Origin of the sequence: Streptomyces sp. NPDC059649 (assembly GCF_042734445.1) — a bacterium.
Classification (GTDB): domain Bacteria; phylum Actinomycetota; class Actinomycetes; order Streptomycetales; family Streptomycetaceae; genus Streptomyces.
Genome location: NZ_JBHWDV010000036.1, coordinates 1 through 20,288 on the forward strand (window position 1 = coordinate 1; position 20,288 = coordinate 20,288).

Annotated in this window: 13 protein-coding genes; 2 read left to right on the top strand and 11 right to left on the bottom strand. The window is 72.4% G+C overall.

The window, feature by feature from the left end; genetic code table 11:
* Positions 1-68 precede the first annotated feature (68 nt).
* The 10 genes from ACFV1J_RS29010 to ACFV1J_RS29055 all read right to left on the bottom strand — a co-directional run bounded on the left by ACFV1J_RS29010 (position 69) and on the right by ACFV1J_RS29055 (position 15,837).
* Complete coding sequence (locus tag ACFV1J_RS29010) at positions 69-1,778, bottom strand: proline--tRNA ligase (RefSeq protein ID WP_385862937.1); 1,710 nt, start codon at positions 1,776-1,778, stop codon at positions 69-71.
* A gap of 150 nt (positions 1,779-1,928) precedes the next feature.
* Positions 1,929-2,465, bottom strand: a complete 537-nt coding sequence (locus ACFV1J_RS29015) for a GNAT family N-acetyltransferase (RefSeq protein WP_385862938.1) — start codon at positions 2,463-2,465, stop codon at positions 1,929-1,931.
* Positions 2,466-2,489: 24 nt separating this feature from the next.
* A complete protein-coding gene (locus tag ACFV1J_RS29020) occupies positions 2,490-3,335 on the bottom strand; it encodes a GNAT family N-acetyltransferase (RefSeq protein ID WP_385862939.1) in 846 nt (281 codons plus the stop codon).
* A gap of 171 nt (positions 3,336-3,506) precedes the next feature.
* Positions 3,507-4,664: a flavodoxin-dependent (E)-4-hydroxy-3-methylbut-2-enyl-diphosphate synthase gene (gene ispG, locus ACFV1J_RS29025; RefSeq protein WP_385862941.1), complete on the bottom strand. Its 1,158-nt coding sequence runs from the start codon at positions 4,662-4,664 to the stop codon at positions 3,507-3,509.
* 172 nt (positions 4,665-4,836) lie between these two features.
* On the bottom strand, positions 4,837-6,138 hold the full coding sequence (locus ACFV1J_RS29030; protein ID WP_385862943.1) for a M50 family metallopeptidase: 1,302 nt from the start codon (positions 6,136-6,138) through the stop codon (positions 4,837-4,839).
* A complete protein-coding gene (gene dxr, locus ACFV1J_RS29035) occupies positions 6,135-7,409 on the bottom strand; it encodes a 1-deoxy-D-xylulose-5-phosphate reductoisomerase (RefSeq protein ID WP_385862945.1) in 1,275 nt (424 codons plus the stop codon). The genes ACFV1J_RS29030 and dxr overlap by 4 nt, the downstream gene beginning before the upstream one ends.
* A 98-nt stretch (positions 7,410-7,507) precedes the next feature.
* Positions 7,508-9,427: an acyl-CoA dehydrogenase family protein gene (locus tag ACFV1J_RS29040; RefSeq protein WP_385862947.1), complete on the bottom strand. Its 1,920-nt coding sequence runs from the start codon at positions 9,425-9,427 to the stop codon at positions 7,508-7,510.
* A gap of 566 nt (positions 9,428-9,993) precedes the next feature.
* Positions 9,994-11,454 (bottom strand): aldehyde dehydrogenase family protein, encoded by a 1,461-nt coding sequence (locus ACFV1J_RS29045; RefSeq protein ID WP_385862949.1) that lies wholly within the window; start codon positions 11,452-11,454, stop codon positions 9,994-9,996.
* A gap of 296 nt (positions 11,455-11,750) precedes the next feature.
* Positions 11,751-13,463, bottom strand: coding sequence for a PucR family transcriptional regulator (locus ACFV1J_RS29050; protein ID WP_385862951.1), 1,713 nt, complete (start codon positions 13,461-13,463; stop codon positions 11,751-11,753).
* Positions 13,464-13,659: 196 nt separating this feature from the next.
* Positions 13,660-15,837, bottom strand: coding sequence for an ATP-binding protein (locus ACFV1J_RS29055; protein WP_385863047.1), 2,178 nt, complete (start codon positions 15,835-15,837; stop codon positions 13,660-13,662).
* A 284-nt stretch (positions 15,838-16,121) separates the two neighbouring features.
* Between ACFV1J_RS29055 and gabT the strand changes: the two genes are divergently transcribed.
* Both gabT and ACFV1J_RS29065 read left to right on the top strand, forming a co-directional pair.
* On the top strand, positions 16,122-17,471 hold the full coding sequence (gene gabT, locus ACFV1J_RS29060) for a 4-aminobutyrate--2-oxoglutarate transaminase (RefSeq protein WP_385862953.1): 1,350 nt from the start codon (positions 16,122-16,124) through the stop codon (positions 17,469-17,471).
* Between the two features lie 576 nt (positions 17,472-18,047).
* On the top strand, positions 18,048-18,791 hold the full coding sequence (locus tag ACFV1J_RS29065; RefSeq protein ID WP_385862954.1) for a phosphatase PAP2 family protein: 744 nt from the start codon (positions 18,048-18,050) through the stop codon (positions 18,789-18,791).
* 63 nt (positions 18,792-18,854) lie between these two features.
* On the opposite strand, the gene ACFV1J_RS29070 is transcribed toward ACFV1J_RS29065, so the two are convergent.
* Positions 18,855-20,276 (bottom strand): NAD(P)/FAD-dependent oxidoreductase, encoded by a 1,422-nt coding sequence (locus ACFV1J_RS29070; RefSeq protein WP_385862956.1) that lies wholly within the window; start codon positions 20,274-20,276, stop codon positions 18,855-18,857.
* Between the last annotated feature and the right edge of the window lie 12 nt (positions 20,277-20,288).

The following is a 20,288-nucleotide window of genomic DNA, read 5'->3' on the forward strand; positions in this document are numbered from 1 at the left end:
CGGGGGCCCGGCGGGGGGGGGCGCGGGCCCCCCCCGCGGCGTTCTGGTGTCGGGCGTTACCCGGCGGGTCAGGCGCTGAGCCGGGCGACGGCCTCCTCGACCGTCAGCTCCTCGCGCTCGCCGGTGCGGCGGTCCTTGACCTCGACCACGCCCTCGCCGGCGCGCCGGCCGGCGACCACGATGGTGGGCACGCCCAGCAGTTCGGCGTCGGTGAACTTCACGCCCGGCGAGACCCCGGCCCGGTCGTCGACCAGGACCCGCAGGCCGGCGTCGCCGAGCCGGTCCCCGATCTGCAGCGCGAGCTCGGTCTGCTGGGCCTTGCCCGCCGCGACGACATGCACATCGGCCGGGGCGACCTCGCGGGGCCAGCACAGCCCCTTCTCGTCGTGGGTCTGCTCGGCCAGCGCGGCCACCGCGCGGGAGACGCCGATGCCGTACGAGCCCATGGTGACCCGGGTCGGCTTGCCGTTCTGGCCGAGCACGTCGAGCTCGAAGGCGTCCGCGTACTTGCGGCCGAGCTGGAAGATGTGGCCGATCTCGATGGCGCGGTCGATCTTCAGGCCGGTGCCGCACTTCGGGCAGGGGTCGCCGGGCTCGACGACAACCACGTCGAGGTAGTCGTCGACCTCGAAGTCGCGCCCGCAGACCACGTTCTTGGCGTGCACGCCGTCCTTGTTGGCGCCGGTGATCCAGGCGGTGCCGGGGGCGACGCGCGGGTCGGCGAGGTAGCGGAAGGCCTTGCCGGCCAGGCCCTGCGGGCCGACGTAGCCGCGGACCAGGTCCGGGCGGTCGACGAAGTCCTCGGCGGTGACCAGCTCGACGGTGGCCGGCGCGAGGTGCTCGCCGAGCTTGCCCAGGTCGACCTCGCGGTCGCCCGGGACGCCCACCGCGACGATCTCGCCGTCGACCTTGACCAGGAGGTTCTTCAGCGTCGCGGAGGCCGGTACGCCGAGGAACTCGGCGAGCGACTCGATGGTCGGGGTGTCGGGGGTGTCCAGCTCCTCGACGGGGCCGTGCACGCTGCCGTCGGCGGGCTCGACGGTGACCGTGACGGCCTCGGTGTTGGCGGCGTAGTCGCAGGCCGGGCAGTCGACGAAGGTGTCCTCGCCGGCCGTCGCGGGCGCCAGGAACTCCTCGGACGCCGAGCCGCCCATCGCGCCGGAGACGGCGGAGACGATGCGGTAGTCCAGGCCCAGGCGCCGGAAGATCTTCTCGTAGGCCTCGCGGTGCAGCGCGTAGGACTGGGCCAGGCCCTCGTCGGTGGTGTCGAAGCTGTACGAGTCCTTCATGTGGAACTCGCGGCCGCGCAGCACACCGGAGCGGGGGCGGGCCTCGTCGCGGTACTTGATCTGGATCTGGTAGAGGATCACCGGCAGGTCCTTGTAGGACGTGCACTGGTCCTTGACCGTGAGGGTGAAGATCTCTTCGTGGGTGGGGCCGAGGAGGTAGTCGGCGCCCTTGCGGTCCTTGAGGCGGAAGAGCAGGTCGCCGTACTCCTCCCAGCGGCCGCTGGTCTCGTAGGGCTCCTTGGGCAGCAGCGCCGGCAGCAGGACCTCCTGGCCGCCGATGGCGTCCATTTCCTCACGGACGATGCGGGAGACGTTCTCCAGGACCTTCTTGCCCAGCGGCAGCCACGTCCAGATGCCGGCGGAGGAGCGGCGGACGTACCCGGCGCGGACGAGCAGCTTGTGGCTGGCGGTCTCGGCGTCGGCCGGGTCGTCGCGCAGTGTCTTGATCATCAAGCGGGACATGCGCTGGACCTGTGCGGCGTTGGCCATGGGAGTTTCTCCTGCGTAAGAAAGGTGACTCCCTGGAGGTTAGCCGCAGGGGTGTGCCCGGCGGAAATGGGATACGGCTGGGATACCGCCCACGTGGTCGGCCGAGTGGGGGCGTGCCTGTTCCGGTGCCGGCGACTTCGTGGCGGCGGATCAGGGACGTTTCAGCGGCAGGGCCGCGCCCATCACCGCGTACGGGGTCGGGGCGCTCGGGAACAGGACCCGGCGGGCCAGGTCGTGGTAGCCGAGGGAGCGGTAGAGCTTGCGGGCGGGGCTCTCGACGTCGATGGCGGAGAGGATGGAGCGGGGTTCGCCGGCGCCGTCGGTGATCCGGGTGATCAGTGCCCGGCCGAGGCCGCGGTGCTGGTAGGCGGGGTGGACGTGCAGCTCGGTGATGGTGAAGGAGTCGTCGAGCCAGTGGTCGAGGCCCTCGCTGCGCAGATAGGGCTCGACGACCGTGGACCACCAGTGGGTGCGGTCGTTGGGCATGCCGTAGACGAAGCCGACGAGCCGGCCGGCGGGGGTGGTGGCGCCCAGGGCCCGGGCGCCGGGGCAGTCGAGGTGGCGCAGGACGATGTGCCGGCGGACGGCGATCTCCTCCTCGCTCAGGCCGAAGGCGAGCGCCTGCACCGCGAGCGCATCGTCCACGCGGGCGGCGAGATCGAGGGGGCCGACCGCGACATCATCCATGGTCGGAGCGTACAAGGCCGGGGGTCAGAACAGTACGCTCATGAACGCGCCGACTTCCTCGAAGCCCACCCGGCGGTAGGCGGCCCGGGCAGCGGTGTTGAAGTCGTTGACATAGAGGCTGACGACCGGCGCGACGTCGCTCAGGGCATAGCGGAGCACGGCCGCCATTCCGGTCTCGGACAGGCCCTTGCCGCGGTGCGCGGGGTCGACCCAGACGCCCTGGATCTGGCAGGCGCGCGGGGTGGCGGCGCCGATCTCCGCCTTGAAGATGACCTTGCCGTCCTCGACGCGGGCGAAGGAGCGGCCGGAGCCGACGAGTTCGGCGACCCGGGCCTGGTAGAGCAGCCCGCCGTCGCCGGCCATCGGGGAGATGCCGACCTCTTCGGTGAACATGGCGACGCAGGCCGGCATGATCAGGTCCATCTCGTTCTTGCGGATCCGCCGGACGTACGGGTCGGGGGCGATCTCGGTGGACGGCGAGGTGGTGACCATCAGCGGCTGGTGGGCGCGGATCTCGCGGGCCGGTCCCCAGTACGGCTCCAGCAGCGACCAGAGTTCGGTGGTCGGGCCGGCCGGGCCGACGATGGAGGAGCAGCGCCGGCCCTGGCGGCGGGCGCGGTCGGCGAAGCCGCGGATGGCCTCGGAGGTGGCGCAGACGGGGACGAGGTTGGCGCCGGCGTAGCAGAGCGACTCCAGCCGGCCGCCGAGGTACCAGCCCCACATCTCGCCGCCGAGCCGCCAGGGGTCGAGGCCGGCGACCTGGACGCGGGCGGCGACGAAGGCGTTGGCGACCGGGTCGCGGTCGAGGACCGCGAGCGCATCGTCGAGGTCCCCTGGTTCGAGAACCTTGATGGTGGTGGTCGTCAGCACTTCTCGGTTTGCCTCACCGTGACGGGCCTGGGAGGCCAGGCGGGAGCAGGTCTTGGCACTTTACCTCGCGTCCGCGCGGGGCACCCGTGCGCTGCCCGGGGGGCCGGTCCGGGCAGCGGTGAGCCCCGCGGCCCGGGGTGGGCGCGGGGCTCGGGTGGGCTGTGGGGCGGGTCAGCCGGCGGCGGTGACGACCGGTTCGCCGGAGGCGACGCCGTCCTTCTCCATCTGCTCGGCGATCTTCAGGGCCTCTTCGATGAGGGTCTCGACGATCTTCGACTCGGGGACGGTCTTGATGACCTCGCCCTTGACGAAGATCTGGCCCTTGCCGTTGCCGGAGGCGACGCCGAGGTCGGCCTCGCGGGCCTCGCCGGGGCCGTTGACGACGCAGCCCATGACGGCCACGCGGAGCGGGACCTCCATGCCCTCCAGACCGGCGGTGACCTCGTCGGCGAGCTTGTAGACGTCGACCTGGGCACGGCCGCAGGACGGGCAGGAGACGATCTCCAGGCGGCGGGGGCGGAGGTTCAGCGACTCCAGGATCTGGATGCCGACCTTGACCTCCTCGACGGGGGGCGCGGAGAGCGAGACCCGGATGGTGTCGCCGATGCCCTCGCTGAGCAGCGCGCCGAAGGCGACCGCGGACTTGATGGTGCCCTGGAAGGCGGGGCCGGCCTCGGTGACGCCGAGGTGGAGGGGGTAGTCGCTCTGGGCGGCGAGCTGGCGGTAGGCGTTGACCATCACGACCGGGTCGTTGTGCTTGACCGAGATCTTGATGTCGCGGAAGCCGTGCTCCTCGAAGAGGGACGCCTCCCACAGCGCGGACTCGACCAGCGCCTCGGGGGTGGCCTTGCCGTACTTCTGCAGCAGGCGCCGGTCGAGGGAGCCGGCGTTCACGCCGATGCGGATCGGGGTGCCGGCGTCGCCGGCCGCCTTGGCGATCTCCTTGACCTTGTCGTCGAACTGCTTGATGTTGCCGGGGTTGACCCGGACCGCGGCGCAGCCGGCGTCGATGGCGGCGAAGACGTACTTCGGCTGGAAGTGGATGTCCGCGATGACCGGAATCTGGGACTTCTTGGCGATCACGGACAGCGCGTCGGCGTCGTCCTGCGTCGGGCAGGCGACCCGGACGATCTGGCAGCCGGAGGCGGTCAGCTCGGCGATCTGCTGCAGCGTCGCGCCGATGTCGGAGGTCCGTGTCGTCGTCATCGACTGCACCGACACCGGTGCGTCTCCGCCCACGGCGACCGTACCGACGTGGATCTTGCGGCTGACCCGGCGGTCGGCGAGCTTGGTCGGTACGTCCGGCATTCCCAGTGAAATGGCAGTCATCTGGCGAGCAACCCCAAGGTATGGATCAAGGCCCCGCATCGGCGGGCTCCGGCCTCCGAGATTACGGCACCGGGCTCGCCCGGAGCACATCGAGGCCGTGCGCCCCCACTAACGGAGGCGGCCGGGCGCGCCCATACGGTGGCGGCGGGCCCGGCCGGCACGGATATCCGGTTCAGGTGAGCTTGACCGGGTTCACCACGTCCGCCACCAGCACCAGCAGCGTGAAGCAGATGAAGATCCCGGCGACGACGTAGGCGACCGGCATGAGCTTGGCCACGTCGAAGGGTCCGGGGTCCGGCCGCCGGACGATCTTGGCGAAGGCCCGGCGGATGGACTCCCACACGGCGCCGGCGATGTGCCCGCCGTCGAGCGGGAGCAGCGGCAGCATGTTGAACAGGAACAGCGAGAGGTTGAACCCGGCGACCAGGAAGAGCATGGTCGCCACCCGCTGCTCCGGCGGGATGTGCAGCGAGAAGACCTCGCCGCCGACCCTCGCTGCGCCGACCACGCCCATCGGGGAGTCCTGCTTGCGCTCGCCGCCGTTGAAGGCCGCGTTCCACAGGTCCGGGACCTTGCCGGGCAGGTTGACCAGGGAGGAGACGCCCTGCTCGACCATGTTGCCCATGCGGTCGACGGACTGGCCGAAGGACTGCTGGACCACGCCGCTGGCCGGGGTGAAGCCGAGGAAGCCGGCGGTGACGAACTGGCCGGGGACGTAGCCGCCGTGCCCATCGGTCTTGGCGACCTTGTTCTTGATCAGCTCGGCGTGCAGGGTCTTGCGGACGCCGTGCCGCTCGACGACCAGGGTCGCGGGGCCGGTGGTGTCCCGGATCTGCTGCTGGAGGGCGCCCCAGTCGGGGACGTCGTGGCCGTTGAACGTGACGATCTTGTCGCCGGCGCGCAGGCCGGCGGCCTTGGCCGGGGAGTCCTTGGCGCCGTGCGGGCACTTGTCGGTCTTGGCGGCGGCCGAGATCACACAGTCGGAGACGGAGCCGACCTGGGTGGTCTGGGTGTTGATGCCGAAGCCCATCAGGACGCTCATGAAGATCACGACCGCGAGGATCAGGTTCATGAACGGCCCGGCGAACATCACGATGATGCGCTTCCAGGGCTTGCGGGTGTAGAAGAGCCGCTTCTCGTCGCCGGGCTGCAGTTCCTCGAAGGCGGCCGAGCGGGCGTCCTCGATCATGCCGCGGAACGGCGAGGTGGAGCGGGCCTGCAGCTTCCCGTCGTCCCCGGGCGGGAACATCCCGATCATGCGGATGTAGCCGCCGAGCGGGATGGCCTTGATGCCGTACTCGGTGTCGCCCTTCTTGCGGGAGAAGATCGTCGGCCCGAAGCCCACCATGTACTGCGGCACGCGGATGCCGAACATCTTGGCCGTGGAGAGGTGGCCGAGCTCGTGCCAGGCGATGGAGAACAGCAGGCCGACGACGAAGACGACTATGCCGAGGATGGTCATCCAGGTCGTCATGCGCGAGCCTCCGAGGGTGTCCGTGCCGCACGGGCGGCCAGTTCGCGGGCGCGGGCGCGCGCCCAGGTCTCCGCCTCCAGGACGTCCGCGACGGTCAGGGAAGTTCCCGAGGCGGGCGTGCCGTGTTCGGCGACCACCTCCGCGACCGTATCCACAATCCCTGTGAACGGCAGCCCGTCCTTGAGGAAGGCGTCCACGCATTCCTCGTTGGCGGCGTTGAAGACGGCCGGTGCGGTGCCGCCCAGGGAGCCGACGTGGCAGGCGAGCGGTACGGCCGGGAAGGCCTCGGCGTCCAGCGGGAAGAACTCCCAGGTCTGCGCCGTGGTCCAGTCGACGCCGGGGGCGGCGTCCGGGACGCGGTCGGGCCAGCCCAGGCCCAGTGCGATCGGCATCCGCATGTCGGGCGGGCTGGCCTGGGCGAGGGTGGAGCCGTCGGTGAACTCCACCATCGAGTGGATGAAGGACTGCGGGTGGACGACGACCTCGATCGCGTCGAAGGGGACGTCGAAGAGCAGGTGCGCCTCGATGACCTCCAGGCCCTTGTTGACCAGGGTCGCGGAGTTGATCGTGACGACCGGGCCCATGGACCAGGTGGGGTGGGCCAGCGCCTGTTCGGGGGTGACCCCGGCCAGCTCGGCCTTCGTACGGCCGCGGAACGGGCCGCCGGAGGCGGTGACCACGAGCTTGCGGACCTCGGCGCGGTCGCCGCCGGTCAGCGCCTGGAAGAGCGCGGAGTGCTCGGAGTCGACGGGGATGATCTGGCCCGGCCGGGCGACGGCCTTGACCAGCGGGCCGCCGACGATCAGGGACTCCTTGTTGGCCAGCGCGAGTACCCGGCCCGCCTTGAGGGCGGCGAGGGTCGGGGCGAGGCCGATGGAGCCGGTGATGCCGTTGAGGACGGTGTGGCAGGGGGAGGCGGCGAGTTCGGTGGCGGCGTCGGGGCCGGCCAGGATCTCGGGGAGCTTCTCGCCCGGGCCGTACCGGTCGGCGAGCGCGGCGCGCAGCGCGGGGGCCGCGTCCTCGCGGGCCACCGCGACGGTGTCCACCCGCAGCCGGTGCGCCTGCTCGGCGAGCAGCTTGGGCCGGCCGCCGGCCGCGGAGAGCGCGCTCACCCGGAAGCGGTCGGGGTTGCGCAGCACGATGTCGATCGCCTGGGTGCCGATCGAGCCGGTCGAGCCGAGGATCACCAGGGAGCGGGGCCGGACCGGGCCGTCGGGATCGCCGGCGGCCGGCTCGAAGCGCAGGTGCGGATGGGCGAGGGAGTCCGTCATGGGGTCCATTGTGGCCGGTCGCGGAGGTGCCGTGGACACGGAGGGCACAGGCCGGGCCCGGTCCGGCCGATCAGCGGCGGACCGGGCCCGGGTGTGGTTCAGCCGATGGGGCGGTGGACGTTGTCCTTGGCGCTCGGGCCGGGGGTGGCGTCGGCGATCCACGGGCCGTCGCCGCTGGGGTCGACGATGCCCTCCTCCAGCCAGCCGTAGCTGCCGTCCAGGACGCCGGAGACGACCTTGCGGTCGAGTTCGTCGGTGTTGGTCCACAGCCGGCCGAAGAGCTCCTCGATCCGGATCCGGGCCTGCCGGCAGAACGCGTCGGCCAGTTGCTGGGCCTCGCGGCCGTGGTCGGCGGTCTCGCGCAGGTGCTCGGCGCGGACGCAGGCGGCGCTCATCGCGAAGAGTTCGGCGCCGATGTCGACGATCCGGCCGAGGAAGCCCTGTTTGGTCTCCATCCGGCCCTGCCAGCGGGACATCGCGTAGAACGTGGACCGGGCGAGCTTGCGCGAGGTCCGCTCGACGTACCGCAGATGCCCGGCGAGGATGCCGAACTCCTGGTACGTACGCGGGAGTTGACCGGGCCCGGCGACGAGCTTGGGCAGCCAGCGGGCGTAGAACCCGCCGGCCTTGGCGGCCGCCCGGCCCTTGTCGGCGAAGGACTTGTCGGGGTCGATGAGGTCACCGGCGACGGACAGATGGGCGTCCACCGCCTCCCGGGCGATCAGCAGGTGCATGATCTCGGTGGAGCCCTCGAAGATCCGGTTGATCCGCATGTCGCGCAGCATCTGCTCGGCGGGGACCGCGCGTTCGCCGCGGGCGGCGAGCGAGGGAGCGGTCTCGAAGCCGCGGCCGCCGCGGATCTGGACCAGTTCGTCGGCCATCAGCCAGCCCATCTCGGAGCCGTAGAGCTTGGCGAGGGCGGCCTCGATGCGGATGTCGTTGCGGTTCTCGTCGGCCATCTGGGAGGACAGGTCGACGACCGCTTCCAGGGCGAAGGTGGTGGCGGCGATGAAGGAGATCTTGGCGCCGACGGCCTCGTGCTTGGCGATCGGCCGGCCCCACTGCTCGCGTGCCGCGGACCACTCCCGGGCGACCTTCAGGCACCACTTGCCGGAGCCGACGCACATCGCGGGCAGCGAGAGCCGCCCGGTGTTGAGCGTGGTCAGGGCGATCTTCAGGCCGGCGCCCTCGGGGCCGATGCGGTTCGCGGCCGGGACCCGCACCCGGTGGAAGCGGGTGACGCCGTTCTCCAGGCCGCGCAGGCCCATGAAGGCGTTGCGGTTCTCGACGGTGATGCCGGGCGAGTCGGCCTCGACGACGAAGGCGGTGATGCCGCCCTTGTGGCCCTCGGAGGCGGGCACCCGGGCCATCACGACCAGCAGGTCGGCGACCACGCCGTTGGTGGTCCACAGCTTGACCCCGTCGAGGACGTACTCGTCGCCCTCGGGCACGGCCGTGGTCGCCAGCCGGGCCGGGTCGGAACCGACGTCCGGCTCGGTCAGCAGGAACGCCGAGATGTCCGTACGGGCCAGCCGCGGCAGGAAGGTCTCCTTCTGCTGCTGGGTGCCGAACAGCTTCAGCGGCTGCGGTACGCCGATCGACTGGTGGGCGGAGAGCAGCGCGCCGATGGCGGGGCTGGCGGTGCCGACCAGGGAGAGCGCGCGGTTGTAGTAGACCTGGGTGAGTCCGAGGCCGCCGTATTTGGGGTCGATCTTCATCCCGAGCGCGCCGAGCTCCTTGAGCCCGCGCACCGTCTCGTCCGGAATCCTGCCCTCGCGCTCGATCCGTGCGCTGTCGATCTCCGTCTCGCAGAAGTCCCGCAGGGTGGCGAGGAACTTCTCACCGCGGCGCACGTCGTCCACGGCGGGCGTGGGGTGCGGATGGATGAGGTCGAGCCGGAAGCGCCCCAGGAACAGTTCCTTGGCGAAGCTCGGCTTGCGCCAGTCCTGCTCGCGGGCCGCCTCGGCGACCTGGCGTGCTTCGCGCTCGGAAACGTTGCGGATGGATGGAGCGGTCATCAGGAGCTCACCTCGCCGCGGGGTCGGGAGTTCAGCGCCGGCGGCCGGTCGGCCGCTGGACAGCGCTACTTGTGAGAGTTACCCGATCCACGCGGCTTGCACCACTGGAGGTACCGGCCGCCGCGGCCCGGAACGGTGCCTCCCGGCCATGCGGGGCCTGCGCCCCGGCGGGCCGGCGATCCGGCCCGGCGTCATCGGCCCTTCGGGGGGTGTGCGCATACCGCGCTGGTTGTACGTACCGGCCGGTCTCCCCCCTGGGACACGGCCGCGGCTCCACCTGGGACAGGAGGCGCCGGGGCGGTCCGCGCCGTACGGTCAAGATCCGGCACGACGGGGGAACGGTGCCGGAGAACGGGGGACGCGGCGCGCTCCGGAAACAGGGTGCCGGAGCGCGCCGCGTCGAGGGGCCGGCGCCGGGGGGTGCGCCGGCCGGGGTCAGGACGGTGATTCGGCCCGAGGGAAGGCCGTCGCTGTCCACCGGTCCCGACCGGGTCGGGGGCGTCGGGGCGTCGGGGGACGCCGGGTTCGAGGTGACGCCGGAGGTGCCCCCGGAGGGGCAGCGGGTCCTACAGGGCCAGGCCGGTGAGGACCAGCACCCGCTCGTAGGTGTAGTCGTCCATGGCGAACCGGACGCCCTCGCGGCCCACGCCGGACTGCTTGACACCGCCGTACGGCATCTGGTCGGCGCGGTAGGACGGCACGTCGCCGATGACCACGCCGCCGACCTCCAGCACCCGGTGGGCGCGGAAGGCGGTCTTGGCGTCGTGCGTGAACACGCCCGCCTGCAGGCCGTACTTGGAGTCGTTGACCGCCGCGAAGGCCGCGTCGACGCCGTCGACCTTGGTGAGGGTGAGCACCGGGCCGAAGACCTCCTCGCAGGCGAGGGTGGTGCCCGCGGGCACGTTCTCCAGCACGGTCGGCGCGTAGGAGGCACCGTCGCGCTTGCCGCCGGCGAGCAGCTTCGCGCCGCCCTGCACGGCCTCGTCCACCCACGCCTCGACGCGCTTGGCGGCGTCCTCGTTCACCAGCGGGCCGACCTCGGTCGCGTCGTCCGACGGGTCACCGGTGACCTGCGCCTCGACGGCCGCCACGATCTTCGGCACCAGCCGGTCGTACACCGAGGCGTCCGCGATCACCCGCTGCACGGAGATGCAGGACTGGCCACCCTGGTAGTTGGAGAAGATCGCGATCCGCTGCGCGGCCCAGTCCAGGTCCTCCTCGGAGGACCAGTCGGGCAGGACGACGGCCGCGCCGTTGCCGCCGAGCTCCAGGGTGCAGTGCTTGCGCGGCACCGAGTCGAGGATCGCGTAACCGACCTTCTCGGAGCCGGTGAAGGAGACGACCGGCAGCCGCTCGTCCTGGACCAGCGCCGCCATGCGCTCGTTGGGCACCGGGAGGATCGACCAGGAACCGGCCGGCAGGTCGGTCTCGGCGAGCAGCTCACCGAGGATCAGACCGGACAGCGGGGTGGCCGGGGCCGGCTTGAGGATGATCGGCGCGCCGGCGGCGATGGCCGGGGCGATCTTGTGGGCGCAGAGGTTGAGCGGGAAGTTGAACGGCGCGATGCCGAGGACCGTGCCGCGCGGGAAGCGGCGGGTCAGCGCGAGCCGGCCGGCGCCGCCCGCGTCGGTGTCCAGCCGCTGCGCCTCGCCGCCGTTGAAGCGACGGGCCTCCTCGGCCGCGAAACGGAACACGGAGATCGCCCGGCCGACCTCACCGCGCGCCCACTTAATGGGCTTGCCGTTCTCCGCGGAGATCAGCCGCGCGATCTCCTCCGTGCGCTCGACGAGCCGGCGCTGCACGTGGTCCAGCGCGGCCGCCCGTACGTGCGCGGGGGTCGCCGCGAACTCCTCCTGGACCGCGACGGAGGCCGCGACGGCCTCCTCGACCTGGTCCTCGGTGGGCACGCTCACCGTGCCGACGAGACGTCCGTCCCAGGGGGAGGTGACATCGAAGGTGGCCTCGCCGGTGGCCTCGCGGCCGGCGAGCCAGAAGGCGGTGGGGGCTGCATCAGTGGGGATCGGCACAGTGGAACCCGGCCCTTCAGACGTGGTGAGTGGTGCGCATGGCTCGGCGAGCGGCTCTGCGGTTTTGACTGCTGCCCCCACGGTAGGGGGGCGCCGCCTCGATGGCGTTTGTCCGAAGCGGCGTAATCAGGGGGCGGGGCTCTCCGTGGTGGAGGGGGTGGGGCGGGATGTGGGCGGGATGCGGGTGGAGTGGGGGTGTGGTCGGGGGTGGGGCTGTGGTCGGGGGCGGCTGTAGCTGGGGGGCGGGCCGGCTGTACGTGCGGTGCGCTCCCGTGGCACGGCCGGGGGCGCTCCGCTTACTCCCCGCCCTGCGACGAGGGTGCCGATGGCGACGACGACGCCGTCGACGACGTGGCCTTCAGCGCCAGCCACAGCTCCATCCGCACGTCCGCGTCGTCCAGCGACCGCCCCAGGATCTCCTCCACGCGCCGCATCCGGTAGCGCAGCGTGTGCCGGTGGACACCCAGGTCGGCGGCGGCCGCGTCCCACTGGCCGTGCCGTGCGAGCCAGGCCCGCAGCGAGGCCACCAGGTCACCGCGGCCGGTCGCGTCGTGCTCGCGCAGCGCCCGCAGCAGCCCGTCCGCGAACGCCCGGACCGCGTCGTCGGCGAGCAGCGGAAGGACGGACCCGGCGGCCACGTCCTCGTGCTCGACCAGCACCCGGCCGCGCCGGCGGGCCACCGACAGCGCCTGCTCGGCCTGCCGGTAGGCGTTCGCGGCGGCCGCCGGCCCGGTCGGTGCGGACAGCCCGACGGCCAGCCCCTCGCCGCCGCCCGGTTCAGTGCGCCCCGCCCGGCCGCGCGTGCGGGACTGCGCACCGGCCCGGGCCTCGGCCTGCGCCGCGTACGTCGCACAGGCGTCCGCCGCCGCGCCACCGTCCGCGACCAGCACGATCAGCCGGCCGCCGTCCGGCACCGCGAGCACCGCCTCACCGGTGCGGGCGGCCGCCGAGTCCATGGCATCGGCCAGCGCGTCCAGCGCCGCGCCCGTACTACTGCCACGAGAAGTACCACGAGAAGTACCGGAGGCCGGGGCGGCGGCCGACCCGCCGCCCTCCTCCCCCGGCACCGCCTCCGCGACCACCATCCGGAACGGCGCGTCCAGCAGCCCGCCGTAGAGCCGCCCGGCCACCGCCCGTGCGTGATCGGGCTCGCCCGCCAGCAGCATCTTCAGCACCGCGGCGCCCAGCCGCTGCTCGGCGTCCTGCAGCGCCCGGGACCGCTCGGTGGTCAGCGTCAGCAGCGCGACCGCGGAGTGCACCGCGTACCGCTCGGCCGTCCCGAGCGGCGCACCGGTGCCCACCGCGAGCACCCCGCGCGCCCGCCGGCCGGTGCCCAGCGACTGCAGCTCGACGCGGTCGTCGCCCTCGGCCTCGCTCACCACGGAGCTCGCCGGCGCGGGCCGCTCCCGGAGCCGCGCCACGTCCTCCGCGAGCCGCGCCGCCCGCCGCGCCGCCCAGTCGGGGGCGGCCGCCACCACGGCCCCCGAGGCGTCGTACAGCGCCGCCCAGCCGTCCAGATGCGCGGCGAGCCGGGCCAGCAACTCCGCCGGGCCCTCGACGCTGAGCGCCGCCCGGGTCAGCTCCCGCTGCGCCTCGAAGCCCGCGGTCACGGCGCGGTACTGATCGGCGGCCACCGCCGCCGACACGGCCTTGCTGATCGCGATGAACGGCGTCCGGCGCGGCACGCCCAGCAGCGGCAGCCCCTGCTCCCGCGCCGCCGCCACCAGCGGCTCCGGCACGTCCTCGTAATTCACCCCGACCGCGAAGCCCAGCCCGACCACCCCGGCCTCCGCCACCCGCCGCACGTACCTGCGGGTGGCCTCCGGGTCCTCCGCGTCCAGCTTCAGCGCCGTGATCAGCAGCAGCTCGCCGCCCTCCATGTACGGCACCGGATCGATCAGCTCGCTGGCGTGCGCCCAGCGCACCGGCACGTCCAACCGCTCCTCGCCCGCGAGCACGGTCAGCTTGAGCGCGGTGTGGTTGACCAGGGAAGCGAGCGTGTGCGGCATAGGACCTTCGATGGACGTCGGTGACTTCGGTGACTTCGGCGGGAACCCGAGCGGACAACCGATCGTCGACCACCCGACAACCGGCCCACGCCCCATTCTTTACGCCGCCCCGTACGAACGGCCACTGCCGATTCTGCCTCAACGGAGGAATCGGGGAACGGGGGCCGGGGCATGCCGGCGGCATGGGGCGCGGGGGTCAGGAGCGGAGGTCTACGAGGACGGGTGGGGCGTGTTCCCCGGTCACGCTGGTCACCGAGAGCACCGCATGCCCCGCCGGGACGGAGTTGGCGAGGTCGGAGGCGGACCAGCGCTCCCGCTCCACGGTCCGTACGGTGACGGCCTTGGCCGTGGCGGCCTTGCCGGTGACCAGGTGCCGGAAGATGTGGAACGCCTTCCCCGCGGCGCTCTCCGCAATGATCTGACGGTCCGTCACATCGCGGGTCTCCACCCACTCCTTGCCCCAGACCTCGGCGAACCGCGCGCCGTCCCAGGTCGTGACGCCCGCGAACGCCATCCGGCAGCCGACCGTGCCGAGCAGTGTGCCGCGCAGCGTGTCCGGGATGTCGTCGAGGGACCGCAGCGTGAGCACCACCCCCGCATTCGCCGAGCGCAGCCGCTGCAGACCACGGAGCGCCTCGGCGGTGATGGTGTGCGCGGCCTCGTCAAGCACCAGACAGGCGAACAGCGAGCGGTCGCTGCGGGCCACCGCGCACTCGGTGAACTGCGCCAGCACCAGCCGCGCGAGGATCCGTGAGGCCTCCGCGTGACCGCGCTCGGGCAGTTCGATCCGTACCCGCAGCGGATGGTCGAGGGCGTGCAGCGAGACCTGGCGGGTGCGCCCCGTCGGGTCGAAGTACGCGGCGAAGGCGGGCCGGTCCAGGAGGGCGAGGCGGTCGGCGAGGAGCACGGCGGCGTCACCGGGGCGCTCGGCCTGGCGGGCCCGGACGTCCAGTTCACGCAGCAGGGTGGGGGCCTCTGCCTCTTCCAGAGCGGTGCGCAGGGCGGTGATCGCCTCGGGCGCCGCGTCCAGCAGGGCGCGCAGCTCGGGGACGGTCGGGAAGCGGTCGTGGGCGGCCCGGAAAGGGCCGAGCAGCTGGGCCAGCGCGGTCGCGGCCCGCCGACTGTCCCCACCGGGCAACTGCTCGGCGAGGTCGCCGACCAGCGCCTCGGCGAGGATCCCCGCCGCCTCGTCGGGGTCCGTGGTGCCGCCGTAGAGATCGAGATCGCAATCGGGGTCCGGGCGGCCGACCCTGACCACCACGTCGAACGCCTCGTCGGGCCCCAGGTCCGAACCGGCCGGTCCGACCGCGATCACGGCGCACTGCCCGGCCAGCGCCTGCAGACACATCGACTCCACCACCGGCTTCACCACCCGGGTGGTCTTCCCGCTCCCGGCGGGCCCGACGGCCAGCAGGGACGTCCCCAGAATCCCGGGCTCAAGGGCACAACCAACACCGCGGTGCTGGTAGGGATTGCGGGGGTGGTCGGCGGCGGTGCCGATACGGACCTGATGGGCGAGCAGGTCGTGCGCGGCGGTCCGGCGCGGCAGGTCACGCCGGCCGGAGGGATGCGCACAGGCGGCCGCGCCGTGCCGCAGCACGGTGTCGGTGAAGGTCGCGAGGGAATTCTTGCCGGACCGGACCGACCGCCAGGCTCGTTCGATCCTCGCCACGTCCACGTCGTTCATCCGCCCGGCACGCGCCTCGGCAGCCAGCTTCTCGGCCGCATCCACCGCACCGTGCGCCCGCATCTCGGGCCATTCCACGGGGTCGGAGGCGGCTTGGGGCTTGGGGGCGACGGCGGAGGTGCGGAGGCGGCGGAAGACGGGCACCACGTACCGACGAGCCAGCTCCGGCCAGCGGCCGAGACGGCCGAAGAAGAACGCGATGCCGAGGATCCACAGAGCACTGTAAACGCGCGTTACCACCGCATAAATGACCTCGTCACTGGACGTTGCTCCAACTACCCAGGAACGAGGTACGAGAGCTTCGAGCGGCCAGACCCAATACGTCCCCAAATACCCATTCCACAACAACGACCACAACAGCCACCCGCACAAGAACGAGATGACCGCCCCGCTGACCAGCTGGCGAGCCGGGACCCGGTCGGGCTCCTCAGCGGGGCGCGGGCGGTGTCCGTACGTCCACACTCCTGGTGCCGCCGCCGGGCGTGGCATGCGGAGCCAGTTCACGACCGGCGGCTCGGGCACGGCCGTGCCGGCGGCCGGCGCCGAAGTCGGGGGAAGGGTGGGCACGGCCGGTGCCGCCGGGGGCCCCACCGGCCGTGGCGGCAGGTCTGTGGGTGGTGGTGGTGTCGGTCGTGGGACCTGGTCGGAGCGGGTGTGACGTGCGTCGTGCGTGCCCTCGGTGTCCATCCGGTGCCCCTTGTCCCCCTTGAGCCGTGGCCTGGTGTGCCGGTGCGGCGGCGCCGTGGGCCGGCGGTGCCGCGTTGCCATTGTCATGCCCGCGCTGGTGGGCGCCGCTGCCGGGCGCGCCGGCGCTCAATCTACTGGCCGGGAGCCGTCGCTATGTCCGGTGCGGACAACGCAACACGCGCACTTCTCCCGAACGGAACATGCCAGACCCGCCCCACCGCCCCTAGCCTGCGAGAACAAGACTCAAGACGTCTGTCCGTTCCCGTTCCATCCAGGAGACTGCCATGAGCGAACTGTCCGGAGGCCCCGCCCTTCCCCAGGAGCGTCGCGTCGTCACCGCGATCCCCGGCCCGAAGTCGCAGGAGCTGTGGGCCCGTAAGCAGGCCACGGTCGCCAGTGGCGTCGGCGCGGTACTGCCCGTCTTCGTGAAGCGTGCGGGCGGCGGCGTCCTGGAGGACGTGGACGGCAACTCCCTGATCGACTTCGGCTCGGGCATCGCGGTGACCTCGGTGGGCAACAGCGCGGAGGCGGTCGTCCGCCGGGCCACCGCGCAGCTCGCCGACTTCACCCACACCTGTGTGATGGTGACGCCGTACGAGCCGTACATCGAGGTCTGTGAGGCGCTGGCCGAGCTGACCCCGGGCGACCACGAGAAGAAGTCGGCGCTGTTCAACTCCGGTGCGGAGGCGGTCGAGAACGCCGTCAAGATCGCCCGGGCGTACACCAAGCGGCAGGCCGTGGTCGTCTTCGACCACGGGTACCACGGCCGGACGAACCTCACGATGGCGCTCACCGCCAAGAACATGCCGTACAAGCACGGCTTCGGCCCGTTCGCGCCCGAGGTCTACCGTGTGCCGCTGGCCTACCCCTACCGCTGGCTGACCGGCCCGGAGAACTGTGCGCAGGAGGCCGCGGAGCAGGCCATCACGCAGATCACCAAGCAGATCGGCGCCGAGAACGTCGCGGCGATCATCATCGAGCCGCTGCTCGGCGAGGGCGGCTTCATCGAGCCGGCCAAGGGCTTCCTGCCCGCCATCGCGAACTTCGCGAAGGAGAACGGCATCGTCTTCGTCGCGGACGAGATCCAGTCCGGCTTCTGCCGTACCGGCCAGTGGTTCGCGTGTGAGGACGAGGGCATCGTGCCCGACCTGATCACGACGGCGAAGGGCATCGCCGGCGGTCTGCCGCTGGCGGCCGTGACCGGTCGCGCGGAGATCATGGACGCCGCGCACGCGGGCGGCCTGGGCGGCACCTACGGCGGTAACCCGGTGGCCTGCGCCGCGGCGCTCGGCTCCATCGAGACCATGCGCGAGCAGGACCTCAACGGCAAGGCGCGGCGGATCGGCGAGATCATGAAGGCCCGCCTGACCGCGATCGCCGAGAAGTACGACATCATCGGCGAGGTCCGCGGCCGCGGCGCCATGATCGCGATCGAGCTGGTCAAGTCCGGTTCGAAGGAGCCCAACCCCGAGGCCACCGGCGCGCTCGCCAAGGCATGCCACCAGGAGGGTCTGCTCGTCCTGACGACCGGTACGTTCGGCAATGTGCTGCGCTTCCTGCCGCCGCTGGTCATCGGCGAGGACCTGCTCAACGAGGGTCTGGACATCCTCGAGGCGGCGTTCGCGAGGATCTGATCCGGACGGAGCTGATCCGGCCAGGAGCTGATGCATCCGGGAGTTGATACGTCCGGGAGCTGGTCCCGCCGGGAGTGAGCGGCCCGCAGCCTGTCTGCGGGCCGCTTTCCCTTTCCGTATCGGGGTGGCGGCTTCCGTGTCGGGGGTGGCGGCCCGTTTTCGCAGGTGGCGGCGGTGGGTCAGCGCACCGTTCCGGTCACCGCGTTCCGGGTGGCCACGGGTGGCTGGAGACGCCGAGTGAAGAAGATGTGCGGGGCCGATGGCGGGCGGGTGATGCGGCTGTCCGGTGCGCTCCCCGTGCCGTACGGTTTCTGCAGATGAGAGAAACACCCCGCCCGCAGGGGACTGCGGGCGACGCCCGGTCGGCGCTTCCCCGGCTCCGACCAGGCCGTGCCCTCGCGCACAAAGCCGGCCCCCCTCGTGAGAGGGGATCCGGGAATCCTCACCGATCGGATGTCCGCCCGCCCCATACCCCCCGGGGCGCGCGGGACACCGGTCAGCGTGGCCGCCTCGGAACCACCCCCCCCTGTTCCGAGGCGGCCGAACCTTTTCCCGGGCCTGTTCGCCCCTCGGTACGTGCTGCTCCTCTGCGTGCTGCTGTTCGCCGTTCTCACCTGGCAGGTGGCGGCGCACGGTCCGCTGCGGACGTACGACGAGCGGCTGGGCCACGGCATCGCCGGTGCCCGCGAACTCCCCTCCTCGGTCGCCGAGTTCCTCGCCGATCTCGGCAACACGGTCGTGGCGTTGCCGGTGTTGGTGGGGGTTGTCTTGGTGAGGGTGGTCGTGGGGCGGGCCGGGTGGCGGGGCCGGCAGCCGGAGGGGGTCGCGGGCGGTCCGGCCGGGCGGTGGTGGCTGCCGCCGCTGGCCGCCGGGCTCGCGCTCGCCGTGGTGCCCGTGCTCGTCGTCCCGCTCAAGCTGTGGCTCGCCCGGCCGGGCCCGCCGCGGATGGCCGCCGCCGGTGGGCACGACGGTTTCTATCCGTCGGGCCATGCCGCCACGGCGGCGGTTGCCTACGGCGTGGCCGCGCTGTTCCTGACCCGGTGGGGACCCGACGCGGGCCGGGCCGGCCGCAGGGCGCGGGGTCGGGGCCGGCTCCCGTTGGCGCTGGCCACCGGGACCGTGCTGCTCAACCTCGGCGTCGGCGTGGGGCTGGTGCGCCGCGGATACCACTGGCCGCTGGACGTCCTCGGCAGCTGGTGCCTGGCCGGGGTGGTGCTGGCGCTCTGGTGCGCCGTCTGCGAGCGCTGGGCGCCGGCGGTCACCGCGTCCTCCGCGCCGGTAACCGCCCCCGCTCCCCCTTCGCCCCCGCCACTGCCGTAATACGCACGCGATCACGCACGCGCGAGGGGGCGGGCAGCAGCCACCCGCCCACCCCCGTCCCCCTCAGCTGTCGAAGCCCAGCCCCATCTTGTCCATCGCCTTCAGCCACAGGTTGCGGCGTCCGCCGTGGGTGTCGGCGCGGGTCATCGACCACTGGGTGATGCCGATGCCGGCCCAGCGCAGCGGCTCGGGCGGGAAGGGCAGCGGCTTGCTGCGGACCATCTCCAGCTCCGTGCGCTCGGTGGGTTCGCCGGCGAGCAGGTCGAGCATCACGTCGGCGCCGAAGCGGGTGGCGCCCACGCCGAGGCCGGTGTAGCCGGCCGCGTAGGCGACCCGGCCGGCGTGTGCGGTGCCGAAGAACGCCGAGAAGCGGGCGCAGGTGTCGATCGCGCCGCCCCAGGTGTGGGTGAAGCGCAGGCCCTCCAACTGCGGGAAGCAGCGGAAGAAGTGCCGGGCGAGCTTCTCGTACGTCTCCGGGTGGTGGTCGAATTCCGCGCGGACGCCGCCGCCGTAGCGGTAGACGATGTCGTAACCGCCCCACAGGATGCGGTTGTCGGCGGTGATGCGGAAGTAGTGGAAGTGGTTGTTGGAGTCGGAGAGGCCCTGGCGGTTCTTCCAGCCGATGGCCGCCAGTTGCTCGTCGGTCAGCGGCTCGGTCATCAGGGCGTGGTCGTAGACCGGGACGATGTACGGGCGCACCCGCTTGACCAGGGAGGGGAAGGCGTTGGTGCCGAGCGCGACATGACGGGCGAAGACCCGGCCGTACGGGGTGCGGACGGCCATGCCCATGCCCTCGGAGGCGAGCGCGGTGGCGCGGGTGCGCTCGTAGATGCGCACGCCGAGGTCCAAGCAGGCCTTTTTCAGGCCCCAGGCGAGCTTGGCCGGGTTGAGCATGGCGACGCCGTTGCGGTCCCACAGGCCGGCCCGGAAGGTCGGTGAGTCGACCTCGGCGCGGAGGGCGTCCTCGTCAAGGAAGGTGTGCCGGTCCAGGCCGAGCTTCGCGGCGTCCTCGGCGGCCTCCTGGAGCTCGGCGATCTGGTGCGGCTCGGTGGCGATGTCGATCTCGCCGGTGCGCTCGAAGTCGCAGTCGATGCCGTAGCGGGCCACCGCCTCCTCGATGGCGTCGAGGTTGCGGATGCCGAGTTCTTCGAGCTTGGCGAGTTCACCGGGCCAGCGGGCCAGGCCGTTGCCCAGGCCGTGGGTGAGGGAGGCGGCGCAGAAGCCGCCGTTGCGCCCGGAGGCGGCCCAGCCGATCTCGGCGCCTTCGACGAGCACGACGTCGCGCTGCGGGTCGCGCTCCTTGGCGAGCAGCGCGGTCCACAGTCCGGAGTAGCCGCCGCCGACGACGAGCAGGTCGCAGTTCTCGTCGCCGACGAGGGCGGGCTGCGCGGCGGGGCGGGTGGGGTCGTCCAGCCAGAAGGGTGTGGGGGCGGCGTCCGCGAGCGCGTGGACGGGGGACGGGGCGTTCATGGCAGCTCGTGCCATGGTTCTCAGCTC

Coding starts and splice junctions, on each gene's coding strand:
- ACFV1J_RS29010 (WP_385862937.1), bottom strand. CDS start 1,778: ATGGCCAACGCCGCACAGGTCCAGCGCATGTCCCGCTTGATGATCAAG.
- ACFV1J_RS29015 (WP_385862938.1), bottom strand. CDS start 2,465: ATGGATGATGTCGCGGTCGGCCCCCTCGATCTCGCCGCCCGCGTGGAC.
- ispG (WP_385862941.1), bottom strand. CDS start 4,664: ATGACTGCCATTTCACTGGGAATGCCGGACGTACCGACCAAGCTCGCC.
- ACFV1J_RS29030 (WP_385862943.1), bottom strand. CDS start 6,138: ATGACGACCTGGATGACCATCCTCGGCATAGTCGTCTTCGTCGTCGGC.
- dxr (WP_385862945.1), bottom strand. CDS start 7,409: ATGACGGACTCCCTCGCCCATCCGCACCTGCGCTTCGAGCCGGCCGCC.
- ACFV1J_RS29040 (WP_385862947.1), bottom strand. CDS start 9,427: ATGACCGCTCCATCCATCCGCAACGTTTCCGAGCGCGAAGCACGCCAG.
- ACFV1J_RS29050 (WP_385862951.1), bottom strand. CDS start 13,463: ATGCCGCACACGCTCGCTTCCCTGGTCAACCACACCGCGCTCAAGCTG.
- ACFV1J_RS29055 (WP_385863047.1), bottom strand. CDS start 15,837: ATGGACACCGAGGGCACGCACGACGCACGTCACACCCGCTCCGACCAG.
- gabT (WP_385862953.1), top strand. CDS start 16,122: ATGAGCGAACTGTCCGGAGGCCCCGCCCTTCCCCAGGAGCGTCGCGTC.
- ACFV1J_RS29070 (WP_385862956.1), bottom strand. CDS start 20,276: ATGGCACGAGCTGCCATGAACGCCCCGTCCCCCGTCCACGCGCTCGCG.